General features: G+C 60.2%; 17 protein-coding genes and 1 tRNA gene. 10 read left to right on the top strand and 8 right to left on the bottom strand.

The genetic code is table 11. The features are described 5' to 3' along the window. The 3 genes from QZ653_RS10405 to QZ653_RS10415 all read right to left on the bottom strand — a co-directional run. On the bottom strand, nucleotides 1–2804 hold a 2804-nt coding region (locus QZ653_RS10405; RefSeq protein WP_296420003.1), incomplete at its 3' end, for a calcium-binding protein. Between the two features lie 659 nt (nucleotides 2805–3463). Further along, nucleotides 3464–3549, bottom strand: a tRNA-Leu gene (locus QZ653_RS10410). A gap of 83 nt (nucleotides 3550–3632) precedes the next feature. Beyond that, nucleotides 3633–4484, bottom strand: coding sequence for a neutral zinc metallopeptidase (locus tag QZ653_RS10415; protein WP_296420004.1), 852 nt, complete (start codon nucleotides 4482–4484; stop codon nucleotides 3633–3635). Between the two features lie 81 nt (nucleotides 4485–4565). Between QZ653_RS10415 and QZ653_RS10420 the strand changes: the two genes are divergently transcribed. Together QZ653_RS10420 and QZ653_RS10425 are read left to right on the top strand one after the other, a co-directional pair. Further along, complete coding sequence (locus tag QZ653_RS10420; RefSeq protein ID WP_296420005.1) at nucleotides 4566–5144, top strand: YqaA family protein; 579 nt, start codon at nucleotides 4566–4568, stop codon at nucleotides 5142–5144. Then, nucleotides 5141–5605, top strand: coding sequence for a disulfide bond formation protein B (locus tag QZ653_RS10425; RefSeq protein ID WP_296420006.1), 465 nt, complete (start codon nucleotides 5141–5143; stop codon nucleotides 5603–5605). Before QZ653_RS10420 ends, QZ653_RS10425 begins: the two co-directional genes overlap by 4 nt. A gap of 98 nt (nucleotides 5606–5703) precedes the next feature. On the opposite strand, the gene QZ653_RS10430 is transcribed toward QZ653_RS10425, so the two are convergent. Next, entirely contained in the window at nucleotides 5704–6132 is a 429-nt protein-coding gene (locus tag QZ653_RS10430; protein WP_296420007.1) for an Lrp/AsnC family transcriptional regulator, read from the bottom strand. A gap of 105 nt (nucleotides 6133–6237) precedes the next feature. Here QZ653_RS10430 and rocF point away from each other — a divergent pair, with 105 nt between their 5' ends. The 7 genes from rocF to gluQRS all read left to right on the top strand — a co-directional run bounded on the left by rocF (nucleotide 6238) and on the right by gluQRS (nucleotide 15291). Beyond that, nucleotides 6238–7161, top strand: coding sequence for an arginase (gene rocF / locus QZ653_RS10435; RefSeq protein WP_296420008.1), 924 nt, complete (start codon nucleotides 6238–6240; stop codon nucleotides 7159–7161). An 11-nt stretch (nucleotides 7162–7172) separates the two neighbouring features. Next, nucleotides 7173–8216: an ornithine cyclodeaminase gene (locus QZ653_RS10440; RefSeq protein WP_296420009.1), complete on the top strand. Its 1044-nt coding sequence runs from the start codon at nucleotides 7173–7175 to the stop codon at nucleotides 8214–8216. Between the two features lie 222 nt (nucleotides 8217–8438). Continuing rightward, complete coding sequence (gene gyrA / locus QZ653_RS10445; protein WP_296420010.1) at nucleotides 8439–11177, top strand: DNA gyrase subunit A; 2739 nt, start codon at nucleotides 8439–8441, stop codon at nucleotides 11175–11177. Nucleotides 11178–11398: 221 nt separating this feature from the next. Further along, nucleotides 11399–12265, top strand: coding sequence for a hypothetical protein (locus tag QZ653_RS10450; RefSeq protein WP_296420011.1), 867 nt, complete (start codon nucleotides 11399–11401; stop codon nucleotides 12263–12265). A 164-nt stretch (nucleotides 12266–12429) separates the two neighbouring features. Continuing rightward, entirely contained in the window at nucleotides 12430–13785 is a 1356-nt protein-coding gene (trmFO, locus tag QZ653_RS10455; RefSeq protein ID WP_296420012.1) for a methylenetetrahydrofolate--tRNA-(uracil(54)-C(5))-methyltransferase (FADH(2)-oxidizing) TrmFO, read from the top strand. A 22-nt stretch (nucleotides 13786–13807) separates the two neighbouring features. Next, on the top strand, nucleotides 13808–14437 hold the full coding sequence (locus QZ653_RS10460) for a class I SAM-dependent DNA methyltransferase (RefSeq protein ID WP_296420013.1): 630 nt from the start codon (nucleotides 13808–13810) through the stop codon (nucleotides 14435–14437). Continuing rightward, nucleotides 14434–15291, top strand: a complete 858-nt coding sequence (gene gluQRS / locus QZ653_RS10465; RefSeq protein ID WP_296420014.1) for a tRNA glutamyl-Q(34) synthetase GluQRS — start codon at nucleotides 14434–14436, stop codon at nucleotides 15289–15291. The genes QZ653_RS10460 and gluQRS overlap by 4 nt, the downstream gene beginning before the upstream one ends. Before the next feature lie 43 nt (nucleotides 15292–15334). On the opposite strand, the gene hisI is transcribed toward gluQRS, so the two are convergent. After that, complete coding sequence (hisI, locus tag QZ653_RS10470) at nucleotides 15335–15697, bottom strand: phosphoribosyl-AMP cyclohydrolase (RefSeq protein ID WP_296420015.1); 363 nt, start codon at nucleotides 15695–15697, stop codon at nucleotides 15335–15337. Between the two features lie 69 nt (nucleotides 15698–15766). Between hisI and QZ653_RS10475 the strand changes: the two genes are divergently transcribed. Then, entirely contained in the window at nucleotides 15767–16219 is a 453-nt protein-coding gene (locus QZ653_RS10475; protein WP_296420016.1) for an iron-sulfur cluster assembly scaffold protein, read from the top strand. A 197-nt stretch (nucleotides 16220–16416) separates the two neighbouring features. On the opposite strand, the gene QZ653_RS10480 is transcribed toward QZ653_RS10475, so the two are convergent. The 3 genes from QZ653_RS10480 to ligA all read right to left on the bottom strand — a co-directional run bounded on the left by QZ653_RS10480 (nucleotide 16417) and on the right by ligA (nucleotide 20999). After that, on the bottom strand, nucleotides 16417–16539 hold the full coding sequence (locus QZ653_RS10480) for a hypothetical protein (RefSeq protein WP_296420017.1): 123 nt from the start codon (nucleotides 16537–16539) through the stop codon (nucleotides 16417–16419). A gap of 111 nt (nucleotides 16540–16650) precedes the next feature. Beyond that, nucleotides 16651–18750, bottom strand: coding sequence for an ATP-dependent DNA helicase RecG (recG, locus tag QZ653_RS10485; RefSeq protein WP_296420018.1), 2100 nt, complete (start codon nucleotides 18748–18750; stop codon nucleotides 16651–16653). Continuing rightward, nucleotides 18747–20999: an NAD-dependent DNA ligase LigA gene (gene ligA / locus QZ653_RS10490; protein WP_296420019.1), complete on the bottom strand. Its 2253-nt coding sequence runs from the start codon at nucleotides 20997–20999 to the stop codon at nucleotides 18747–18749. The genes recG and ligA overlap by 4 nt, the downstream gene beginning before the upstream one ends. Nucleotides 21000–21081: the final 82 nt, after the last annotated feature.

The raw sequence follows: 21081 nt of genomic DNA on the forward strand, positions 1-21081 counted from the left end.
CCGTCCTCGTCCACCTCGGCGGTGTCGTTCTGTGCATCGGGGCCGCGGTTGACCTCGTCGCCGATGACCCGTTCGATTTCGGTAAAGGACAGGGTTTCGCCAGTCGGGACACCGTTTTCATCTACAAAGATAACCGTGCCGTCGATGCCGTTGCCGTTGCTGTCCGGCACGGGGGCTCCTGTCCCGTCAGGACCGGCAAGGAAGAACGGGCCTTCACCTGTAAGGTCAAGCGTATCGTGGTCATTGCCGCCTGCACCGCCGTCTACAACGTCGCCTGCGCCTGCAATGATCGTGTCCGCGTCATCGCCACCGAACAACTGGTCGGGTCCGTCGGCACCGGTGTCGTCCTTGAAGTTGCCGCCGCCATTGATCAGGTCGTCGCCGCTGCCACCGAATACGGTGTCGGACCCGGACCCGCCGGAGACGGTATCGTTGCCTTCGTCGCCGTAAACAATGTCGTTGCCGGACCCGCCGAAGGCAGAATCGTCACCGGTGCCACCGAAAACGGTGTCATTGTCGGAGGACGCCCAAAGGTTGTCATTGCCCGAACCACCAAAGAGTGTGTCATCCCCGAAGGACGTTTCGAACATATCGTCGCCAGCGCCGCCGTAATATTCGTCGTTGCCGAAGTCCGCGCCGCCCAGGGTGTCGTTGCCGTCACCGCCAAAGGCCACGTCATCCCCGTCATTGCCGAAGATACGGTCGTTGCCGTCGCCGCCGTAGATTTCATCGTCGTCAGCGCCGCCATTGATGCTGTCGTTGCCGACTTCACCGTAGATGGTGTCCTGACCCGCACCGCCAAACAGCGTGTCTGCCGCGCCGGTGCCCGTGTCATCCTTGAAGACCTTGTCGCCGTAGATGACGTCGTCCCCGTCGTCGCCGTAGACCGTGTCGGTGTCGGATCCGCCGTAGATTTCGTCGTTGTCAGCGCCGCCGAACAAGGTGTCGTTGCCGGACCCGCCGTAGACTTTGTCTTCACCGGTGCCGCCTTCGACGTAGTCGTCGTCGTGGCTGGCCCAAAGGTCGTCGTTGCCAGCGCCACCAAAGATGGTGTCGTTCCCGTGGGCGGCCTCGACCATGTCGTCGCCTTCGTTGCCCTCGATATAATCGTTGCCAGCGCCGCCGCCGATCACGTCGTTTCCGGTGCCGCCGAAGATATCGTCATTGCCGTCGCCGCCAGACAGACGGTCGGCACCTGCATTGCCTTCGATATAATCATCGCCTGCGCCGCCGAAAATCACATCAGCCCCGTCCTGCTCATCACGGTCGATGGAATATTCGATATTGTCGATCGCACCGGAATTGCCAAGGATCACTTCCATCCGGAACACGCCGTCAAAATCGTTGTCGATGACGATCTGGCCGTTGTCGGCTGTCCGCGCATCGACCTGACCCAGCAGGTTGCCGTTCATGTCGTAGTATTTGACCCAAGCACCGCCATCGACGTCCAGCAAGGTCAGGGACGTCACAGACGCCGGACCATCAAACTCAAGATTGAAGACGCCACCGCGGGCGTTGTCATCGGGATCGGAACTGTCACGGTCTTCGGACAGGATCAGTACCTTGCCCAGATTGCTTGTGGCAAGATCGGTGTCACCACCCGTTGGATTGGCCGTGTCGAACACCATCACTGGTGTCTTGGGATCGCCGGACGTGATGGTCAGACCATCTGCAACAAACTGGCCGTCGATCAATTCGCCAGCAGACAGATCATCGAAACCCTGAACGCCGTCAAAGGATGCATTGCCGCCGATCAGCGTGTCATCGCCCTCGCCGCCCAGAATGCTGTCGTTGTTGGCACCGCCAAACACGGTGTCATTGCCAGTGCCGGCTTCGATAAAGTCATCGCCCTTGCCACCGGCCAGCAAATCATCTTCGGAGCCGCCATTGATATCATCATGACCCCGGCCGCCGGACACTGTGTCCGACCCACGCCCGGACCAGATGTCATCCTCACCTTCGCCACCGATGACAACGTCGTTACCTGCGCTGGCCTCGATCTTGTCGTTGCCCGTGCCGCCGTACACGACGTCATCGTTGAACCCGGAGGAGATCATGTCGTTGCCGGAGCCGCCATAAATCTCGTTGTTGCCATTGCCGCCAGACACGGTGTCGTCACCCGCACCTGCCAGAATGATATCATCTTCTGCGGCTTCGCCGGGCAAAAGGGCGTCGGAATTGTCCACGCGGTCGCCATCAGGGTCGCCCGTATAGGCGACATCAATGACGTCCGAACCAGCCGTGCCGTCCACATATCCGTCAAGGTTGGCAACGGCGTCAAAGTGAATGTCGCTCAGTCCGATGGTCCCGGACATGGCGGCACCCGCCCCGTTATCATAGATGACCTCAAGGCTGGCGATGGGTCCTGCGATGTGGACAGTTACACTGTCCGCCGCACCCGAGCCTTCGACGCCCGAATTGACGTTTCCTGTCGTGTCCAGCTGGTTGCCGTTGACGTAGTGGTGGTGTGCGAGATTGGAGAACTGAACGGGGACGATATTGCCATCGGCATCACGGGCGATGACGGTCACGCGATCGTCCCATGTGTGATTGTCGGAATCGACGTCGAAAATCTCGAACGAGATGTTCTCGACATCCTGATCGAAGGTGACTTTGACCGACGTCGGGTCGTTTACATCCCATGCCTTCAGGCCGTCATATCCGCCGACAGTGCCCTTCATCCATTGGTCATGGTCGACATTTTCAGGCGTTGCCACCGTAAAGCCGACGGAGCCGGACGTACCGGACACCGAGTTGGTTCCATCGATATTCGTGTTGGACCAGTCAATTGTATAATCAGACATCGTCAATTCCTATCTACCCTTCAGATCAGGCAAGGCCCGACCATCATCTTGCAAATGTGCGTTCCGGGTTTGAGCCTTAAACACACACAATCGCCTGTCGCCGAAGCGACCAAACTTTCATCCGCAATTTGGAAGGGTTGATTGACCCGATCCCGCAGACACCACTCAAAACTACCAAGACCGAAATCTTGGCCGGCTTCCCCAGTCAGCCGGAATGCCCCCCAGTTGGGCAAGGTTTGAATACAGAGAGGATTGGTCTCAAAAAAGGGAAAAATTTTCGACATTGATCACGGCGCAGTGATTTTACGTACCAAAATACAACCCAAGGTTGAAGTGAAGCCGATTTCCCATGAGGGCTGAAAATATAGAAAATTTTCTGGAATCCCCTTTTTTTTCAGGGGACTCTGTCGAACCTTCTATCGACCTTTGTCAAAAATGAGACTCATAAACCCGTCCCTGCAGTTGCATCAGTCGTGACACATAGTTCAAGAAATTCCCCCCCGGGGCCTGCCCTGATTTAGACATGTTGGTTAAGTTTACGTTCTGTAAACCAGAGCAATTCCCTAAAATTAGCCTAATTGTTTACGAAAATTGCAAAAAGACGAATCGAAGTGCCTTCGTTTCGTCAAAATCTCAGCGTGTTTTGTGAAAGTACCCTGTGGTACCGGTGGCCGGACTCGAACCGGCACGATGTCACCATCGGGGGATTTTGAATCCCCTGCGTCTACCATTCCGCCACACCGGCACGCTGGGACAGCCATATGGGCTATCGAGGCATGCGGCTGCAATAGCCAAGCCCCCGCCCGTCGTCAACGCACGAAATGCGCCTTACAGACGATCGGTGCTAAAGGTGTCGCAATCGGTGATCTGACCGCTTTCATATCCGCGGGCAAACCAGCGCTGGCGTTGTTCGGACGTGCCGTGCTGAAAGGTGTGGGGGGTGACTGTCCTGCCAGCGTTGCGCTGCAGTGTGTCGTCCCCGATCTGTTCGGCTGCATTCATGGCCTCTGCGATATCGCCACGCTCAAGCGAATTGAACTTCTCTTGCGCCAGACGCGCCCAAATGCCCGAAAAACAATCTGCCTGAAGTTCGATGCGCACGGAGATCGCATTGCTCTCACGCTCGCTGACCTGCTGGCGAATGCGGTTCGCCTGACCCAGAATGCCCAACTCCTGCTGAACGTGATGTGCGACCTCATGGGCCACCACATAAGCCGCCGCAAAATCGCCGCCGGCCCCCAACCGCTGTTCCATGGTCACAAAGAACGACGTATCGAGATACGCCTTTTCATCCGCAGGACAATAAAACGGCCCTGACGCCGCAGAGGCCCCGCCGCAGGGCGACTGCGTTGCCCCCTTGAACAGGACAAGCGTCGGTGGCTCGTACCGCTCACCAACCTGCTCACGGAAAATATCGGTCCAGACCTCCTCCGTGTCGGCCAGCGTCACCGACACAAACTGGGCGGCCCGTTCATCGGCTTCGGTCACTTCGGCGGTCTGTTGGGTCTGACTGCCCCCGCCGACATTCACGAACTGGGACGTATCAACGCCGAAATACCAGCCCAGCAACAAGATGATCACACCGGCGATCCCGCCGATCCCTCCGGCCGCACGGCGTCCCCCGCCGGATCTGCGACGGTCCTCGATATTCCGGCTTCCCCGACGTCCTTGCCATCTCATGCCCAGCTCCCCTTCGTGAATTGTTGCGGTTGACCCTACACACAGTCTCTGGCCTAACCAAGCAAACAACAGAGCAGTTCCATGATCCGACGCCTTTACGACTGGACCTTGTCCCTCGCCCATCATCCCAAGGCCCTGTGGGCGCTGGCCCTTGTGGCCTTTATCGAAAGTTCCGTCTTTCCGATCCCGCCGGATTTGCTCATGATCCCCATGATCATCGCAACGCCGCGCCGGGCCTTCGTCATCGCGGGTGTGGCGACAGTTGCATCCGTCCTTGGCGGCCTTCTGGGGTACGCCATCGGCATGTTCGCCTTCGAGGGCATCGGCCAGCCAATTCTGGAAAGTCTCGGCAAATCCGACAGTATGGAAGACTTCAACGCCCGCTTTAACGGGGTCGGCTTCTGGGCAGTGCTGATCGCAGGCCTTACGCCTTTCCCGTATAAGGTCATCACCATCATGTCGGGCTGGACGGCCATGCCATTGGGGACATTCCTTGTCACATCCATCATCGCACGCGCGTTGCGGTTCTTTATCATCGCGACCCTGCTGTGGAAATTTGGTGAACCAATCCGCGATTTCATCGAAAAGCGCCTCGGGCTGATGTTCACGCTCTTTTGTATCGTTCTGGTGGGCGGCTTCCTTATGGTCAGGTACCTATGACACAGCTTCAATCCATCACCCTTGCCACCCTCGGAAGCTTCGCCCTTCTGGCCGGTGCTTTTGTGTTTCAGGCGCTGGGATACGCCCCGTGTCAGATGTGCCTGTGGCAACGCTGGCCCCACGCAGCGGCCATTGTCATCGGCCTTGTGGCGCTCGCGACGCCCGCGCTTCGTCGCCCCCTCGCCGTCCTCGGTGCCCTCGCCGCACTTACCACGGCCGGGATTGCACTTTTTCACACCGGCGTGGAACGCGGCTGGTGGGACGGTCCGACCAGCTGTTCGGGCGGCGCGGGTCTTGGCAACCTGAGCGGCGATGCCTTGCTCAGCACCGACATCGCCCCCGTGGTCATGTGTTCCGACATTGTGTGGACCCTCGCAGGCCTCTCCATGGCCAACTACAATGCCATAATCTCTCTGGTGCTTGTGGCCATCTGGCTTACTGCGGCGCGCAAACGGGATTGATCAGCGCGCCCGCCCCTCTGTCTTGGGTTCTCAAATACCTCGGGGTCCGGGGCAGCGCCCCGGCGGATCGGACGGGCGCAGCCTGTCCGATCCCGCGTTCACCGCCCCGCGCGCCGTGTCGACAACAAAAGGCTCGTCTCCGACCGGGTGACACCATCAAGCCGCCGGATCCGGAACAGACATTCATCCAGCGCATCCAGCGTGCCGGTCCCAAGCTCAACGATCAAATCCCACGTGCCATTGGTGGAATGGACCGCCTGAACGTCCATCATCCCCGCAAGCGCGCGCATGACCCGTTCCGTCCCGCGCCCCTCGATGCCCAGCATCATCAATCCACGCACCGCATGATCGGCAACGTCCGACCGCGTCAGCACCGTAAAGCCCGCGATCTCGCCCGAGGCACGCAACCGGTCCATGCGCGCCTTCACGGTCGCGCGTGTCACACCAAGGTCCGCAGCCAGTTCGGACACCGACGCTCGCCCGTCCCGCCGCAGGGCCTGCACCAGCTTGCCATCCAACTCGTCCATCACCGTCGCTCACTTTGATCAATTTACGTTCACTTTGAACAATGCGTCCCCTTTGAAAGGACTGCAACCCACGTCACCATCAACCAAACAGTTCAGGAGCCTCCCATGACCCCCAAAACCCTTCACCTCATCGGTGCGCCTGTGGACAGCGGCAAGGACCGCAAGGGGTGTATCATGGGGCCGGACGCCTACCGCACCGCAGGGCTGGCTGAAACGCTGAGCGCACTGGGGCATCTGGTGACCGACACCGGCAATGTGGTGGCCGACACGAATGACATCGCTGAGCACAACCACCTGATCGCCCTGCCCCAGACCGTCGGCTGGACATCGGCCCTCCATCGTGCCGCGCGCGACCTGCCCGCACAAGCCGTCCCGATCTTTCTGGGAGGCGATCACTCGCTCGCGTTGGGCACTGTCACCGGCATCGCCGATCGCGCTGCGGCCCAAAACCGCCCGCTCTTTGTGCTTTGGTTGGATGCCCATAGTGACTTTCACACCCCCACCACCACCAGCAGCGGCAATCTGCACGGCACGCCGGTGGCCTATTTCACGGGCCGTGAGGGATTTGATGCCTTCCCGACCGTCACCAATCCGGTCCCTACAGAAAATATCTGCATGATCGGCCTGCGCTCCGTAGATCCCGCCGAACACGCAGCCCTTGCCGACACAAATATGTCACTGGCCGACATGCGCGCCATCGACGAAGGCGGCATCCGCGCCCCGCTGGCCGAATTCCTCGCCAAAGTAGAAGCCGCGGACGGCCTTCTGCACGTCTCTCTCGATGTCGATTTTCTCGACCCCGACATCGCCCCCGCCGTTGGCACCACCGTCCCCGGCGGCGCCACCCTGCGCGAGGCGCATCTGGTCATGGAAATGCTGTGCGACAGCGACCGCGTGACCTCCCTCGATCTGGTGGAACTCAACCCGTTTATGGACGAGCGCGGGCGCACCGCCTCGCTTATGGTGGACCTCACCGCCTCGCTCATGGGCCGCCGTGTCTTCGACCGCCCCACCCGTTCGTTTGCCTGAAGGATTTCGTTATGCTCACCCCCTCCGACAAAGCCCTCGTGCCGTTCGTGTCCGTCGACAACATGATGCGCCTCGTCCATCACACTGGGCTGGAACAGATGATCACCCGAATTGCGAACACCATCGAGGCGGATTTTCTGCGCTGGGACGCTTTTGACAAAACCCCGCGTGTGGCTTCGCACTCCGACGTAGGCGTCATCGAACTGATGCCGACCTCTGACGGGGACATGTACGGATTCAAATACGTGAACGGCCACCCCAAGAACACGGCAGAGGGTCTGCAAACCGTGACCGCTTTCGGCCTGCTGGCCGACGTACAATCGGGCTATCCTGTGTTGCTCAGTGAAATGACCCTGCTGACCGCCCTGCGCACGGCGGCCATGTCGGCGCTGGCCGCCAAACATCTGGCGCCCAAAGGTGCGACCACCATGGCGATGATCGGCAACGGCGCGCAATCCGAATTCCAGTGCCGCGCCTTCAAGGCCATCTGCGGCATCGAAACGGTCCGCCTTTACGACATCGACCCCGCCGCCACCGCCAAATGCGCCCGCAACCTTGCAGACAGCGGCCTGAACGTCATACCCTGCACCACCGGGCAAGAGGCGATCGAGGGCGCACAGATCATCACGACCTGCACCGCCGACAAACAATATGCGACCATCCTGACCGACAACATGGTCGGGTCGGGCGTGCACATCAACGCCATCGGCGGCGATTGTCCCGGTAAGACAGAACTGCACAAAGACATCCTGCACCGCTCTGATATCTTTGTGGAATTCCCGCCCCAAACCCGCGTCGAAGGCGAAATTCAGGCCCTGCCTGACGATCACCCCGTGACCGAATTACATGATGTCTTCGCAGGCCGCACGGCGGGGCGCACCTCGGACAAACAGATCACTCTCTTTGACAGCGTGGGCTTCGCCATTGAGGATTTCTCCGCCCTGCGCACGGTTCTGGACCTGATCAAGGACACCGACATGTACGATGACCTCGACATGCTGGCCGATCCTGACGATCCCCGCGACCTCTACGGAATGCTGCAACGCTCGGCTTAAAGGTCCCCCGTTCTTCTGATCTAAAAACTCTGGGGGAGGCCGCAGGCCGGGGGCAAAGCCCCTCAACCGCCGCGCAGCGGCGCGGATCGGACAGGCGCAGCCTGTTCGATGCCCAAACCTTCCGTTGCACCCCATCCCTTGCCTCTGCTAGTATTGTGACAACAAAATATAGCAGCGGGGCGAGTCACCACCCCCGCGCGCACCGGACAGTTAAGGCATCACATGAGCGACGACACGCAAACCCCTGACGACACAGGCGAAATGCCCCCCGAACGCGTCCCGCACGACGGTCCGTCCATTTCCATCACTGCGGAGATGAAAACCTCCTACCTCGACTATGCCATGTCGGTCATCGTCAGTCGTGCGATCCCGGACCTGCGCGATGGTCTGAAACCGGTGCACCGGCGCATTCTCTATGCGATGCACGAGGTCGGAAACACGCACGACAAACCTTACCGCAAATCCGCCCGTCCGGTGGGTGATGTGATGGGTAAATACCACCCCCACGGCGACAGCGCGATTTATGATGCCCTGGCGCGGATGGCGCAGGATTTCTCCATGTCGCTGCCGCTTCTGGATGGTCAGGGCAACTTCGGCTCCATGGACGGCGATAATCCAGCCGCCATGCGCTACACCGAAGTCCGCATGGACAAACCGGCAGCGTATCTGCTGGCCGATATCGACAAAGACACCGTCGATTTTCAAGATAACTACGACGGCAAAGACCGTGAACCCACTGTCCTGCCGGCCCGTTTCCCAAACATGCTCGTCAATGGCGCGGGCGGTATTGCCGTCGGTATGGCGACCAACATTCCGCCCCACAACTTGGGCGAAGTGGTCGATGCCACGCTGGCGCTGATCGAAGACCCGGACCTCAGCTCAGAAGACCTGATCGAATATGTCCCCGGCCCCGACTTCCCCACTGGCGGGATCATGCTGGGCCGCTCCGGTGCGCGCAAAGCCTACCTTGAAGGACGCGGCAGCGTCATCACCCGCGCCAAGACCAAGGTTGAGGAAATCCGCAAGGACCGCTGGGCGATCATCATTGAGGAAATCCCTTATCAGGTGAACAAATCCACCATGGTTGAACGCATCGCTGAGGCGGCGCGCGACAAAAAGATCGAAGGCATCGCCCACGTTCAGGACGAGTCTGACCGCAATGGTGTGCGTGTTGTCGTTGAACTCAAACGCGATGCCACGGCTGAGGTCGTGTTGAACCAGCTGTTCCGCTTTACGCCGATGCAGACGTCTTTCGGCTGCAACATGCTGGCCTTGAATGGTGGCCGCCCTGAGACACTTACGCTTCGTAAGTTTCTGACATCCTTCATTGATTTCCGCGAAGACGTTGTCATCCGCCGCACGGCCTTTGAATTGCGCAAGGCCCGTGACCGTGCCCATGTGCTCTGTGGTCTGGCCGTGGCTGTCAGCAATGTGGATGAGGTCGTGGCCACCATCCGCGCCTCCGCCGACGCGCCCGCCGCCCGTGAGGCGCTGATGACCCGCGCCTGGCCTGCTGAGGAAATCCTGCCGTTCATCAAGCTGATTGACGATCCGACCCACACGGCCAACGAAGACGGCACCTATAACCTCAGCGAAGTTCAGGCCCGCGCCATTCTGGAACTGCGCCTGCAACGTCTGACGCAGCTGGGCGTCAAAGAGGTGACCGATGAGCTGGAAGAGCTCGCCGGCAAGATCAAGGAATACCTCGCCATCCTCGCGTCGCGCGAACGGATCATGCAGATCATCCGCGATGAATTGCAGGAGTGCAAAGACCTCTTTGCTGTGCCGCGCCGCACGGAGATCGTCGACTGGTCCGGCGATATGGAAGACGAAGACCTGATTGAGCGCGAAGACATGGTCGTGACCGTGACCCAAGGCGGCTACATCAAACGCACGGCGCTGGCTGATTTCCGCGCGCAAAAGCGCGGCGGCAAAGGCATTTCGGGCGGCAGCCTGAAGGAAGACGATGTTGTCACAACGCTCTTTGTGGCCAACACCCATACGCAGCTGTTGTTCTTCACGACCGACGGCATGGTCTACAAGTTGAAAACATGGCGCCTGCCCCAAGGCAGCCGCACGTCCAAGGGCAAGGCCATCGTCAACATCCTGCCGATCCCCACAGGTGTGTCGATTGCGGCCATCATGCCGGTGGACCGCGACGAAAAAGACTGGAATGACCTGCAAATCATGTTCGCCACCTCGGCGGGCACGGTGCGGCGCAACCGCTTGTCCGATTTCACCAACGTCATGCGCAACGGCAAGATCGCGATGAAGTTCGAAGAGGGCGAAGACACAACGCTGATCAACGCCCGCATCTGCTCTGATGACGATGATATCATGCTTGTCACGAATTCCGGCCGCGCCATCCGCTTCCCGACAACAGACGTGCGCGTCTTCAATTCCCGTGCGTCGCAGGGTGTCCGTGGCATCAAGCTGACGGGCGACGACACCATCGTCTCCATGTCGGTGATCCGCCACTTCAATGCCGAGGCCGATGAACGCACGGCCTACCTCAAGATGCGCCGCGCCATGGCGGGTCTGGCTGATGATGCGGAGGTGGAGGACGAAGAAGCCCCCGCAGGCGATATCTCCCCCGAGCGCTATGCAGAAATGTCGGCGGCGGAAAATCTTATCCTGACGATCACAGCGGGCGGGTCCGGCAAACTAAGCAGCAGTCACGACTACCCCGTGCGCGGGCGCGGCGGCATGGGTGTCACGGCCATGGACAAGGCCATGCGCGGCGGTGAAATCGTGGCCTCCTTCCCCGTTGAGATGGATGACCAGATCATGCTCGCCACCTCGAAAGGTCAATCCATTCGCGTTCCCGTCGATGGCATTTCCTTCCGGTCGCGGTCTGCGGGTGGCGTGCGGGTCTTCAACACCGGCAAGGGGGAAGAGGTCGTCAGCGTCGCATGGATTGCCGATCAGGGTGACGAAGAAGACACCCCCGCCGAGGAATGATGTCAGGCGGATGATACCGACAGCGCGCGCCCGCACCGGCGCGGGCTGACTTTGACGGATGGGACCGGCCGAATGTCGGCCCCGAGGCACCAAATGTGTCACATTCATGTCATTATGGCACTAAATCAAGGCATACAGGTCGGGACGTGTTGCGCGACCGCCTGTCTGCGGATACCCGGTTATCAAGACCAGTGCTTACCGTTTGAAAAAGGAACTATGTTTTGACTTCCAAATTATTCTCCATCGCTCTTCCCCTTATTGCCGCCGGTTCTATGGCATCCGCACAAGAGGTAAATTACCTCTCCTACGGTGGCAGCTATACCAACCTGTCTACGGATTTCGGTGATATTGATCTGTTTGGTATCGGCGCCAGCATCGACTATTCCAACAGCGGTTTTATTTTCAACGGCAGCGTTGGCTATATAGATCTTGATGACGAATCCGAACTGACACGCCTGTCGTTTCGCGTGGGATACGAAATCACCCCCAGCATCGTGGCCTATGCAGGTGCTGACTACCTCGATATCGGCTTCGACGATGTGACATTCTACAACATCGGTGGTGAATACAGCACCGGGCTGTACACCGTCGGTCTGAACTTCGAAGAAGCAGATTTCGATGGCGCGGACACTTTGACGACCCTTTACGGCAGCTATCAGGTGTCGTCCGCCCTTGAGGTTGCGTTGGCCTTTGCCGATGACGGAAACGATACGGTCACGACGCTTGGCGCTGATTATGATATGGGCGATACCGAACTGGCCGCGGTCTATTCCACAGCTGACGGGAATGATATTTTTGCGGTGAACGGCAACTACGACTTTGGCAACGGTTTCCGCGCCGGCGGTGGTTATGTGAACTTTGACGGTGAGATCGACATCCTTCAGGCCAGCGGTGGCTATGAGGTGTCCGACAGCCTTTGGGTCGACCTGTCCGTTGGTCAGGCAGATATCGGCGGCGAGGACATTGATCTGTTGGGCCTGTCTCTGACCTTTGAAACCGGTCGTGAGTCGCTTTTGATCGACCGCGCCCAGACGGCACAAACCCGCGCTTTGGGCACATTGGGTGAACTGGCGGCCTTTGGCTTCTAAAGAAAACTGACCTGTACTAATGCTGAACCCGGCCCCCCATGGGCCGGGTTCTTTCGTTTCGCACATACGCGGCGGGTCACGCAGGTGCCGGATCGGTCACCGGTACTGGGTCAGCGACAAAACGGCCCTTTCCTTGCCACGCCACAGCCCTTATCTGGTGGGCCATGGACAACAGATTACACATCGTCGGCGGCGGAATGGCCGGATCAGAGGCCGCATGGCAGGCCGCCAGTCAGGGCATCAACGTGGTCATTCACGAAATGCGCCCCAAGGTCGAAACATTCGCACATCGCACGGGGCATCTGGCGGAAATGGTGTGTTCCAATTCCTTCCGGTCCGACGATGATGAACAAAATGCCGTCGGTCTTTTGCATTGGGAAATGCGCGCCGCGGGCGGGATTATCATGACCACGGCGGACCAGCATAAATTGCCGGCCGGTGGTGCTCTCGCCGTTGATCGTGACCCCTTTGCCGAGGCTGTGACAGCCCGACTGACAGCCCACCCCAACATCACCGTGTCTTATGAAGAAATCGACGCGCTGCCGGATGACGGCCAGTGGATTATCGCCACAGGCCCCCTGACGTCCGGCAAACTGGCACAGGCCATCGCTGCTGAAACGGGGTCCGAGGCCCTCGCCTTTTTCGATGCCATCGCACCCATTGTCTATGCGGATAGCATCGACATGACCAAAGCATGGCGGCAGTCCCGCTATGACAAGGGCGACACCGAGGACGAACGCACGGCCTACATCAACTGCCCCATGACCCGCGAAGACTACGACGGTTTCATCACCGCGCTGCTTGAGGCAGACAAGACCGAATTCAAAGAGGGTGAAACGGCGGGGTATTTTGACGGCTGCCTTCCCATTGAGGTCATGGCCGAACGGGGTCGCGAAACGCTTCGCCACGGGCCGATGAAACCGGTGGGCCTGACCAATCCGCATCAACCCGATGTCAAACCCTGGGCCGTGGTCCAACTCCGGCGCGACAATGCCCTTGGCACACTTTACAATATCGTGGGCTTCCAGACCAAAATGAAGTACGGCGCGCAAACGGATGTTTTCAAACGCATTCCCGGATTGCAGGATGCGTCGTTCGCCCGTTTGGGCGGCATTCATCGCAACACCTTCCTGAACTCGCCCACATTGCTGGATGGCCAGATGCGCCTGAAATCGCGGCCGAACATTCGCTTTGCGGGCCAGATCACCGGCGTCGAAGGCTATGTTGAAAGTGCCGCGATGGGCCTTTTGGCCGGTCGGCTGGCCGCGGCCGATATGCAGGGTCGCACGCTGGACGCCGTGCCCCACACCACGGCCACGGGGGCCTTGGTCACCCACATCACCGGCGGGGCGGAGGCAAAGACCTTTCAGCCGATGAACGTCAACTTCGGTCTGTTCCCTCCGGTCGAAGGGCTGAAGGCCGGCAGGCGCGGCCGTAAGGATCGCTATAAGGCCTATACCGACCGCGCCAAGGCAGACTGGCAGGCGTGGTTGGGCCAATCGGCACTGGACGCCGCCTGAGCCTGCCGATTAGGCTTGGGTCATGACAGATAAAACCAACGACAATAGCCTGTGGACCCCGCGTTCGCCCGAAGAAACGCAGAAAATCTACGCCGACTGGGCCGCCACCTATGAGGAGGATGTAACCGCACTGGCCTATGCCACGCCCGACCGTGTGGCGCAGGCCCTTATGGCGCAATCCCCCGATCTTTCGACCCCGGTTCTCGATTTCGGCTGCGGCACGGGGCTGTCCGGCCTCGCCCTGCGCAAGGCGGGATTTACAACCGTCGACGGCACCGACATTTCGCCGCAAATGCTGGCGCAAGCCCGCGCAAAGACCTATGGGGCCGCGCCCCTTTACCGCCAGACATGGCTGGGGCAGATCGGGCAAATCCCCGTTCAGGCGGGCGATTATGACATCATTGTCGCCACCGGCGTCGTCTCCCTTGGCGCCGCCCCGCCAGAGATGTTGTCGCAACTGCTGGACAGTCTCGCATCCGGCGGGCTCCTGGCCTTCAGTTACAACGATCCCACGTTGCAGGATGCAAACTATATCAGGGCGTTGGACGACAGTCTTGCGTCGGGCGTGGCGACACAGCTGTTTCGCGAACACGGCCCGCATCTGAGCGAAAAAGTCACCGGATCGGACGTAATCATCCTGCAGAAGACATGATCACACGCTTTGCGCCGTCCCCGACGGGGCCGCTTCATCTTGGTCACGCCTATTCGGCTCTTATGGCCCATGATCTGGCGCAGGCAGACGGCGGCACGTTTGTCTTGCGCATCGAAGATATCGACCTCTCCCGCGCACGCCCGAAATGGGAATCCCAGATATTCGACGACCTGACCTGGTTGGGCCTTGACTGGCCGACACCTGTGATGCGCCAGTCCGACAGGCAGGCGGTCTACCAACATGCCCTGTCGCGGCTGTGGTCCGAAGGTCTGGCCTATGCCTGCACCTGCACCCGCCGCGACATCATGGCCGCGGTCGCGGCCCCGCAGGAAGGCGGGCTGCACCTGATGGGTCCCGACGGGGTGATCTACCCCGGAACCTGCCGGCCCGACGGGCCCGCGCCAAACGCCCCCCTTCCCGACAATATGGCGCTGCGTCTGCATATGGATCGCTGTCTGGACCGTCTGTCGACGACCACGTTTGCCTTCGAAGAAACCGGCGGCGGTGCCCCCCGGACCATCACGTTCTGCGCGCAGGATGTGCGCGAGACCATTGGCGACATTGTTCTGGCGCGGCGCGATATGGGCACGTCCTATCACCTCTCGGTGGTCCTCGATGATGCGGCCCAGAACATCACCCATGTGGTGCGCGGGCGTGACCTGCAGGAGGCCACAAAGATCCACGTTGTCCTGCAACATCTGCTTGGCCTGCCAACCCCCATATACCACCACCACCGGCTGATCCGCGACGACACCGGCAAGCGTCTTGCAAAACGCGACGATGCACGTGCCATCGCCAAGTACCGCGAAGACGGCGCCAGCCCCGCAGACATCCGTGCGATGGTCGGGCTGTGACCCCGTCTTCACCTGGCCGGAAAAACTCCCGCCGGAGGCTCCCTCACGATGTCATGGGCGCCATCAGTTCGGTTTCATCCCCACTGATTACAGAGGTATAGAAACACACCCGTCTGTTGGTATGACAGGCCGCACCGGTTTGGCGAACCACGGCCAGCAGGCAGTCGCGGTCACAATCAATTCGCAGATCGACAAGCTTCTGGACATGTCCCGATGTTTCGCCCTTGATCCAGAACGCCTGTCGCGACCGCGACCAATAGGTCACCCGCCCTGTCTCAAGGGTCATGGTGACGGCATCCGCATTCATCCATGCCATCATCAACACCTCGCCCGTGTCTTCAGCTTGGGCGATACAGGGGATCAACCCGTTGGAATCAAACTTCAAAGTGGACGGATCAAAACCCATGACAGCTTTTCCTTTGGCACTCGGGATCGAAACGCCTATCTAGAGGTCAGACACAGCAAAGGCAACGATATGACCGCTGACGCCGATCTGATCAAATTGTACTCCACCCGTATTCTGGGGCTGGCAGCCGATATCCCCCATCGCACCCGGCTGGCGGACGCGGATGCCACGGCCAAACGCCGCTCGCCGCTGTGTGGGTCAACCGTGACGGTGGATGTGCAGGTCGAAGACGGGCGCGTCGTGGCCTTCGCGCAGGATGTAAAGGCCTGCGCACTGGGTCAGGCCGCCGCCTCTGTGGTGGGCCACAACATCATCGGCCGGACACAGGACGAGGTGCAGCGGGGCCGCGACCAGCTTCATGCGATGCTGAAATCCGCTGGTCCGGCCCCCGATGCCCCGTTCGACGGTCTTGAGGTTCTTGGCCCCGCCGCAGATTACAAAAATCGCCATGCGTCGATCATGCTGGCCTTTGATGCCACGCTTGAGGCTATGACCGACGCCCGCGACACCAAAACCGCCTGACCCGCCCCCGCCAAAAGAAAAAACCGCCGCTTTCCGGGACAGGGAAAGCGGCGGCAGATATGCGTTTCGTGTTGGGACCGGTACGAATTCGGGAAAGGCAGGATCCCTATTCAGGTCGAGACAGGCAGTGTCGGACGTTAACAGATCGAAGGTTTGGGACAGAAGATCTGGATGTACCGCACGAAACGCGCAGGCAGTTAAAAGAAACTGGGCAAAGACAACGCACCGAACAACATGACCATCAAGCTGACCACACCCAGAGCATCTGCGATAAGTGTGTCAGAAGACCGGACAACAACCTCTTTGATCTCTCGTGCCATTTTGATGTTCCTCTTGCTCGTGTTCTCTTTGTTGCACCTTTGTTCTCATTTACGATTGGTTAATGCAAGAACTTTTTGAGAACAAAAGTGAACAAAATGTTCCATTTGACCCTAACCTACTGAAATCAAACGGATCGCCTTGTCCTGTTCCATCAACCACAAAAGCACGCGGGCCGCGCGGCCCCTGTCACTTTCCAACGTCGGATCGTCGTGCAGCAACTTGCGCGCGTCTGTCTGCGCCACAGCCATCAATGCCGCCTGCCGTTCCAGATCGGCAATGCGGAAGCGGGGCAGTCCCGATTGCGCCGTACCAATCACATCACCCGCCCCGCGCATGGCGAGGTCCTCTTCGGAAATGCGAAATCCGTCTTCGGTTTCACGCATAATCTCGAGCCGCTGACGCCCGTTTTCGGACAAAGGCGCCTGATACAGCAGAAGGCAGGTCGACTGCGCGGCCCCGCGGCCCACACGCCCGCGCAATTGGTGCAACTGTGCCAGACCGAAACTTTCAGCCCTTTCAATCACCATGATGGAGGCATTGGGCACGTTCACCCCCACTTCAATCACCGTTGTCGCCACAAGGACCTTGGTGTCCCCCGACACGAAACGCGCCATCGCCGCGTCCTTGTCTGCCGGCGGCATCTGGCCGTGAACCAGCCCCACCACGCCTTCGCCCAAGGCCGCACGCAGACGTTTGTACCGTTCTTCGGCGGCGGTCATGTCGCTGACCTCGGATTCTTCCACCAACGGACAGACCCAATAGCACTGACGTCCTTCGGCCACGGCCGCCCGCAACCGTTCGATCACCTGATCCATTTTCGCCGTGGCCACCAGCGCAGTGGTCACAGGGGTCCGGCCGGGCGGTTTTTCGTCCAGTACAGACACATCCATATCGCCGTATTGCGCCAGCGCAAGCGACCGGGGGATGGGGGTCGCTGTCATCACCAACACATCGACCGCCTCACCCTTGGCGCCCAGTTCCATGCGCTGCGCAACGCCAAACCGGTGCTGTTCGTCAATGATCGCCAGCCGCAGGTCGCGAAACACCACGTCTTTCTGGAACACGGCATGGGTCCCGACAAGGATCTGGATATTGCCCGCCGCCAAAGCCTCCAGTTTGCTGCGCCGCGCGGCCCCTTTGTCCCGACCGGTCAACAGGTCAAGGACGACACCCGCCTGATCTGCCAAGGGACGCAGCCCGTCCAGATGCTGGCGGGCCAGAATTTCGGTGGGGGCCATCATGACGCCCTGCCCGCCCGCCTCAACCGCCGCCAGCAGCGCCATCAGCGCCACAAAGGTCTTGCCCGACCCCACGTCCCCCTGCAGCAGGCGGTTCATGCGGTGCGGCTGCGCCATATCCTCTGCAATTTCGGCCACTGCGCGGGTTTGCGCGCCCGTGGGAGAAAATTCCAGCGCCGCCAGAACCTTCCTTTGGCGCGTCCCGTCTCCACGGGTCACGCGACCGCGGCTGCGCCGGAGTTGCGCGCGCGCCAGCGCAAGGGTCAACTGATGGGCCAGAACCTCATCATAGGCGAGCCTGTGGCGCGCGGGCGACGTAGGCGCAACCTGCGCCGAAGACATCGGCCGATGCGCTTGGTGCAGCGCCTCATTCCACGCGGGCCAGCCCTCTTTCTGGTGCAATGCAGGGTCGATCCATTCCGGCAGTTCGGGCACCATCGCCAACAGGTCCCTGGTCGCCCTGAACATCGCCTTTTGGGTCAATGATCCGGTCAGGGGATAGACCGGTTCGTATGGCGGAATCTGTTCGGCTTCGTCAGGGGTCAAGATGTGATCGGGATGGACCATCTGGGCAATGCTGTCGAACATTTCGACCTTGCCAGACACGACGCGGCGCTGTCCTGTCGGCAGCTGTTTGCGCAGATAGTCACCGTGGCTGCGGAAAAAAACCAACTGAAAGGTGGTTTGCGCATCTTCAACCATCACCCGGTAGGGACGCCCCCGCTGGCTGGGTGCATTATGTGCCCCGACCGTGACCTCAACCGTGCAGACAGCAGGGGCCTGCACCTCAAGGATCGACGCACGTCGGCTGCGGTCGACCCCCGAATTTGGCAAGGTAAACAATAGGTCACGGGGTTTCTCGATCTGTGCATTGGCCAAAGCCTCCGCCGATTTCGGGCCGATCCCGTCAAGGGCCTCAAGCGTGCCAAACAGCGGCCAAAGAACCTCAGGTCTGCCGGTCTGCGCGCTCATGCGTCGCCAATCAGCGACAGCCAGCCGTCTTCATCAAGGGTCTCGATGCCCAGATCGGCGGCCTTCGTGGCCTTGGACCCGGCACCGGGGCCAGCGACCAGAAGATCGGTTTTGCTGCTGACCGATCCGCTGACCTTGGCCCCCAGCGCCTCGGCGCGGGCCTTGGCCTCGGCGCGGGTCATCTTTTCAAGGGTGCCGGAGAAGACCACCGTCTTTCCCGCCACAGGGCTTGAGGTATCGCGGGCCTCGGGCGGCACGATCCGCGCCAACTGGTCAATCAGCCGATTGATCGCACCGCTTTCGTCCGGGTTGGACAAGGCATCGGACAGCGACAGGGCCACCGTGGCGCCGATGCCGTCCGCGTCGATCAGGTGCTGCCATGCGCGCGCGGCCTGCGCTGGCACCGCGGCCGCCAAAAGTGCCGCCTTGCGGGCCTCGCCCACGCGCGCACGCCGCCCTTCCGAAACGGCAGCCGCGCGTTCACGTTCCTCCGCCTCATCGGCGGCTCGGTAGGCCAAAGCCGCCGCACGCGCCTCGGACACCGTTCCGGCCAGATCGTTCCACGATCCGAAATGGCGGGCCAGATCCTGTGCCGTCACTTCGCCCACGTGGCGGATGCCCAAAGCGAAAATCAAACGCCCCAGACCGATTTCTCTTTTTTCATCAATGGCCTGCCAAAGGTTGTTGACGCTTGTCGCACCCCAGCCATCCCGATTTGCCAACTTGGCAAGCGCGGCATCATCGCGGGCGCGCAACGTGAAAATGTCAGCGGGTTCTTTCACAGGCAGTTGGCTGTCATCATAAAATGCCTCAACCTGTTTGGCCCCCAGCCCCTCAATATCGAAGGCCGCGCGCGAGACGAAATGTTTGAGTTTCTCAACCGCCTGAGCAGGGCAGATCAATCCGCCGGTGCACCGGCGCACGGCATCCCCCTCCTCGCGAACGGCGGGCGAACCGCAGCGCGGGCATGTGGCCGGCATCTCGAATGGAGCAGAGGTGTGGGGCCGTTTGGACAGATCAACGTCGGCCACCTTGGGGATCACGTCCCCTGCGCGATAGACCTGAACCCAGTCGCCGACGCGAATGTCCTTGCCGTCCCTGATGTCCGCGCCGTCGCTTCCGCGACCCGCAATGTAATCTTCATTGTGCAGGGTCGCATTCGACACGACGACCCCGCCCACTGTGACCGGTTGAAGGCGTGCCACCGGGCTGAGCGCGCCGGTGCGACCCACCTGAATGTCAATCTCTTCCAGCCGGGTCCAGGCCAGTTCGGCGGGGAATTTATGGGCAATGGCCCATCGGGGCGTGGTCGATCGAAAGCCCAGCCGTGCCTGTAAATTCAGGTCGTCCACCTTATAGACCACGCCATCAATGTCATACCCCAGCGTTGCCCGGCGTGCTTCGATGTGGCGGTAATGATCTATCATGTCTTCGGGATCGGCGCATACCCGGGTCAGCGGGTTCGTTTGGAACCCCAACTCCGCCAACCGCGCAATCGCCCCCGATTGTGTCGTCGACAACGCGGCCGACAAATCACCCCACGCATAGGCAAAAAACCGAAGCGGGCGGGATTTGGTGACGGAGGGATCAAGCTGGCGCAACGAACCTGCCGCCGCATTGCGCGGGTTGGCGAAAGGCTTTGCACCCGCGCTGTCCTGTGCAGCATTAAGCGCATCGAAATCGTCGTGGGACATGTAGACTTCCCCCCGCACCTCGATCACATCGGGGGCGTCGGGCAAAGTCTGGGGGATATCCGCGATGGTGCGGGCGTTCTCTGTCACATTTTCCCCGGTCGCGCCGTCCCCCCGGGTGGCCGCATATTGCAAAGTGCCGTTTTCGTAGCGCAGCGACAATGACAGCCCGTCGATCTTCGGCTCAGCCGTATATTGGACAGACCCCGGCGACAAACCCAGAAACTTGTGAATGGACCGGTCGAATTCGTGCACGTCCTCATCATCAAAGGCATTGCCCAAGGACAGCATCCGAACCGTATGGGTGATTTTTCCAAATCCGTCCGACGGTGCGGCCCCGACCACATCGCTGGGGCTATCCGCACGTTTCAGGTCGGGAAACAGGGCCTCGATCTCGAGGTTGCGACGCTTAAGGCGATCATACTCGCCATCCGTCAGGGTCGGAGCGTCCTCTCCGTGATACTGAACGTTGGCGGCGTTCAAAGTGTCAGCCAACCGCTTAAGTTCGTGTTCTGCTTCCGTCCGAGACAGCCCTGTCACGTCTGATGTGTCACTCACCTGAGGCCCCTATCCCACCAAATCCGATCTATGGGACAGTGATAGGTCTGAGACCCTGTCAGGTCCAGTGCAGGTCAGTCGC

Source organism: Pseudooctadecabacter sp. (assembly GCF_020627745.1).
In the GTDB taxonomy this organism is placed as follows: Bacteria; Pseudomonadota; Alphaproteobacteria; order Rhodobacterales; family Rhodobacteraceae; genus Octadecabacter.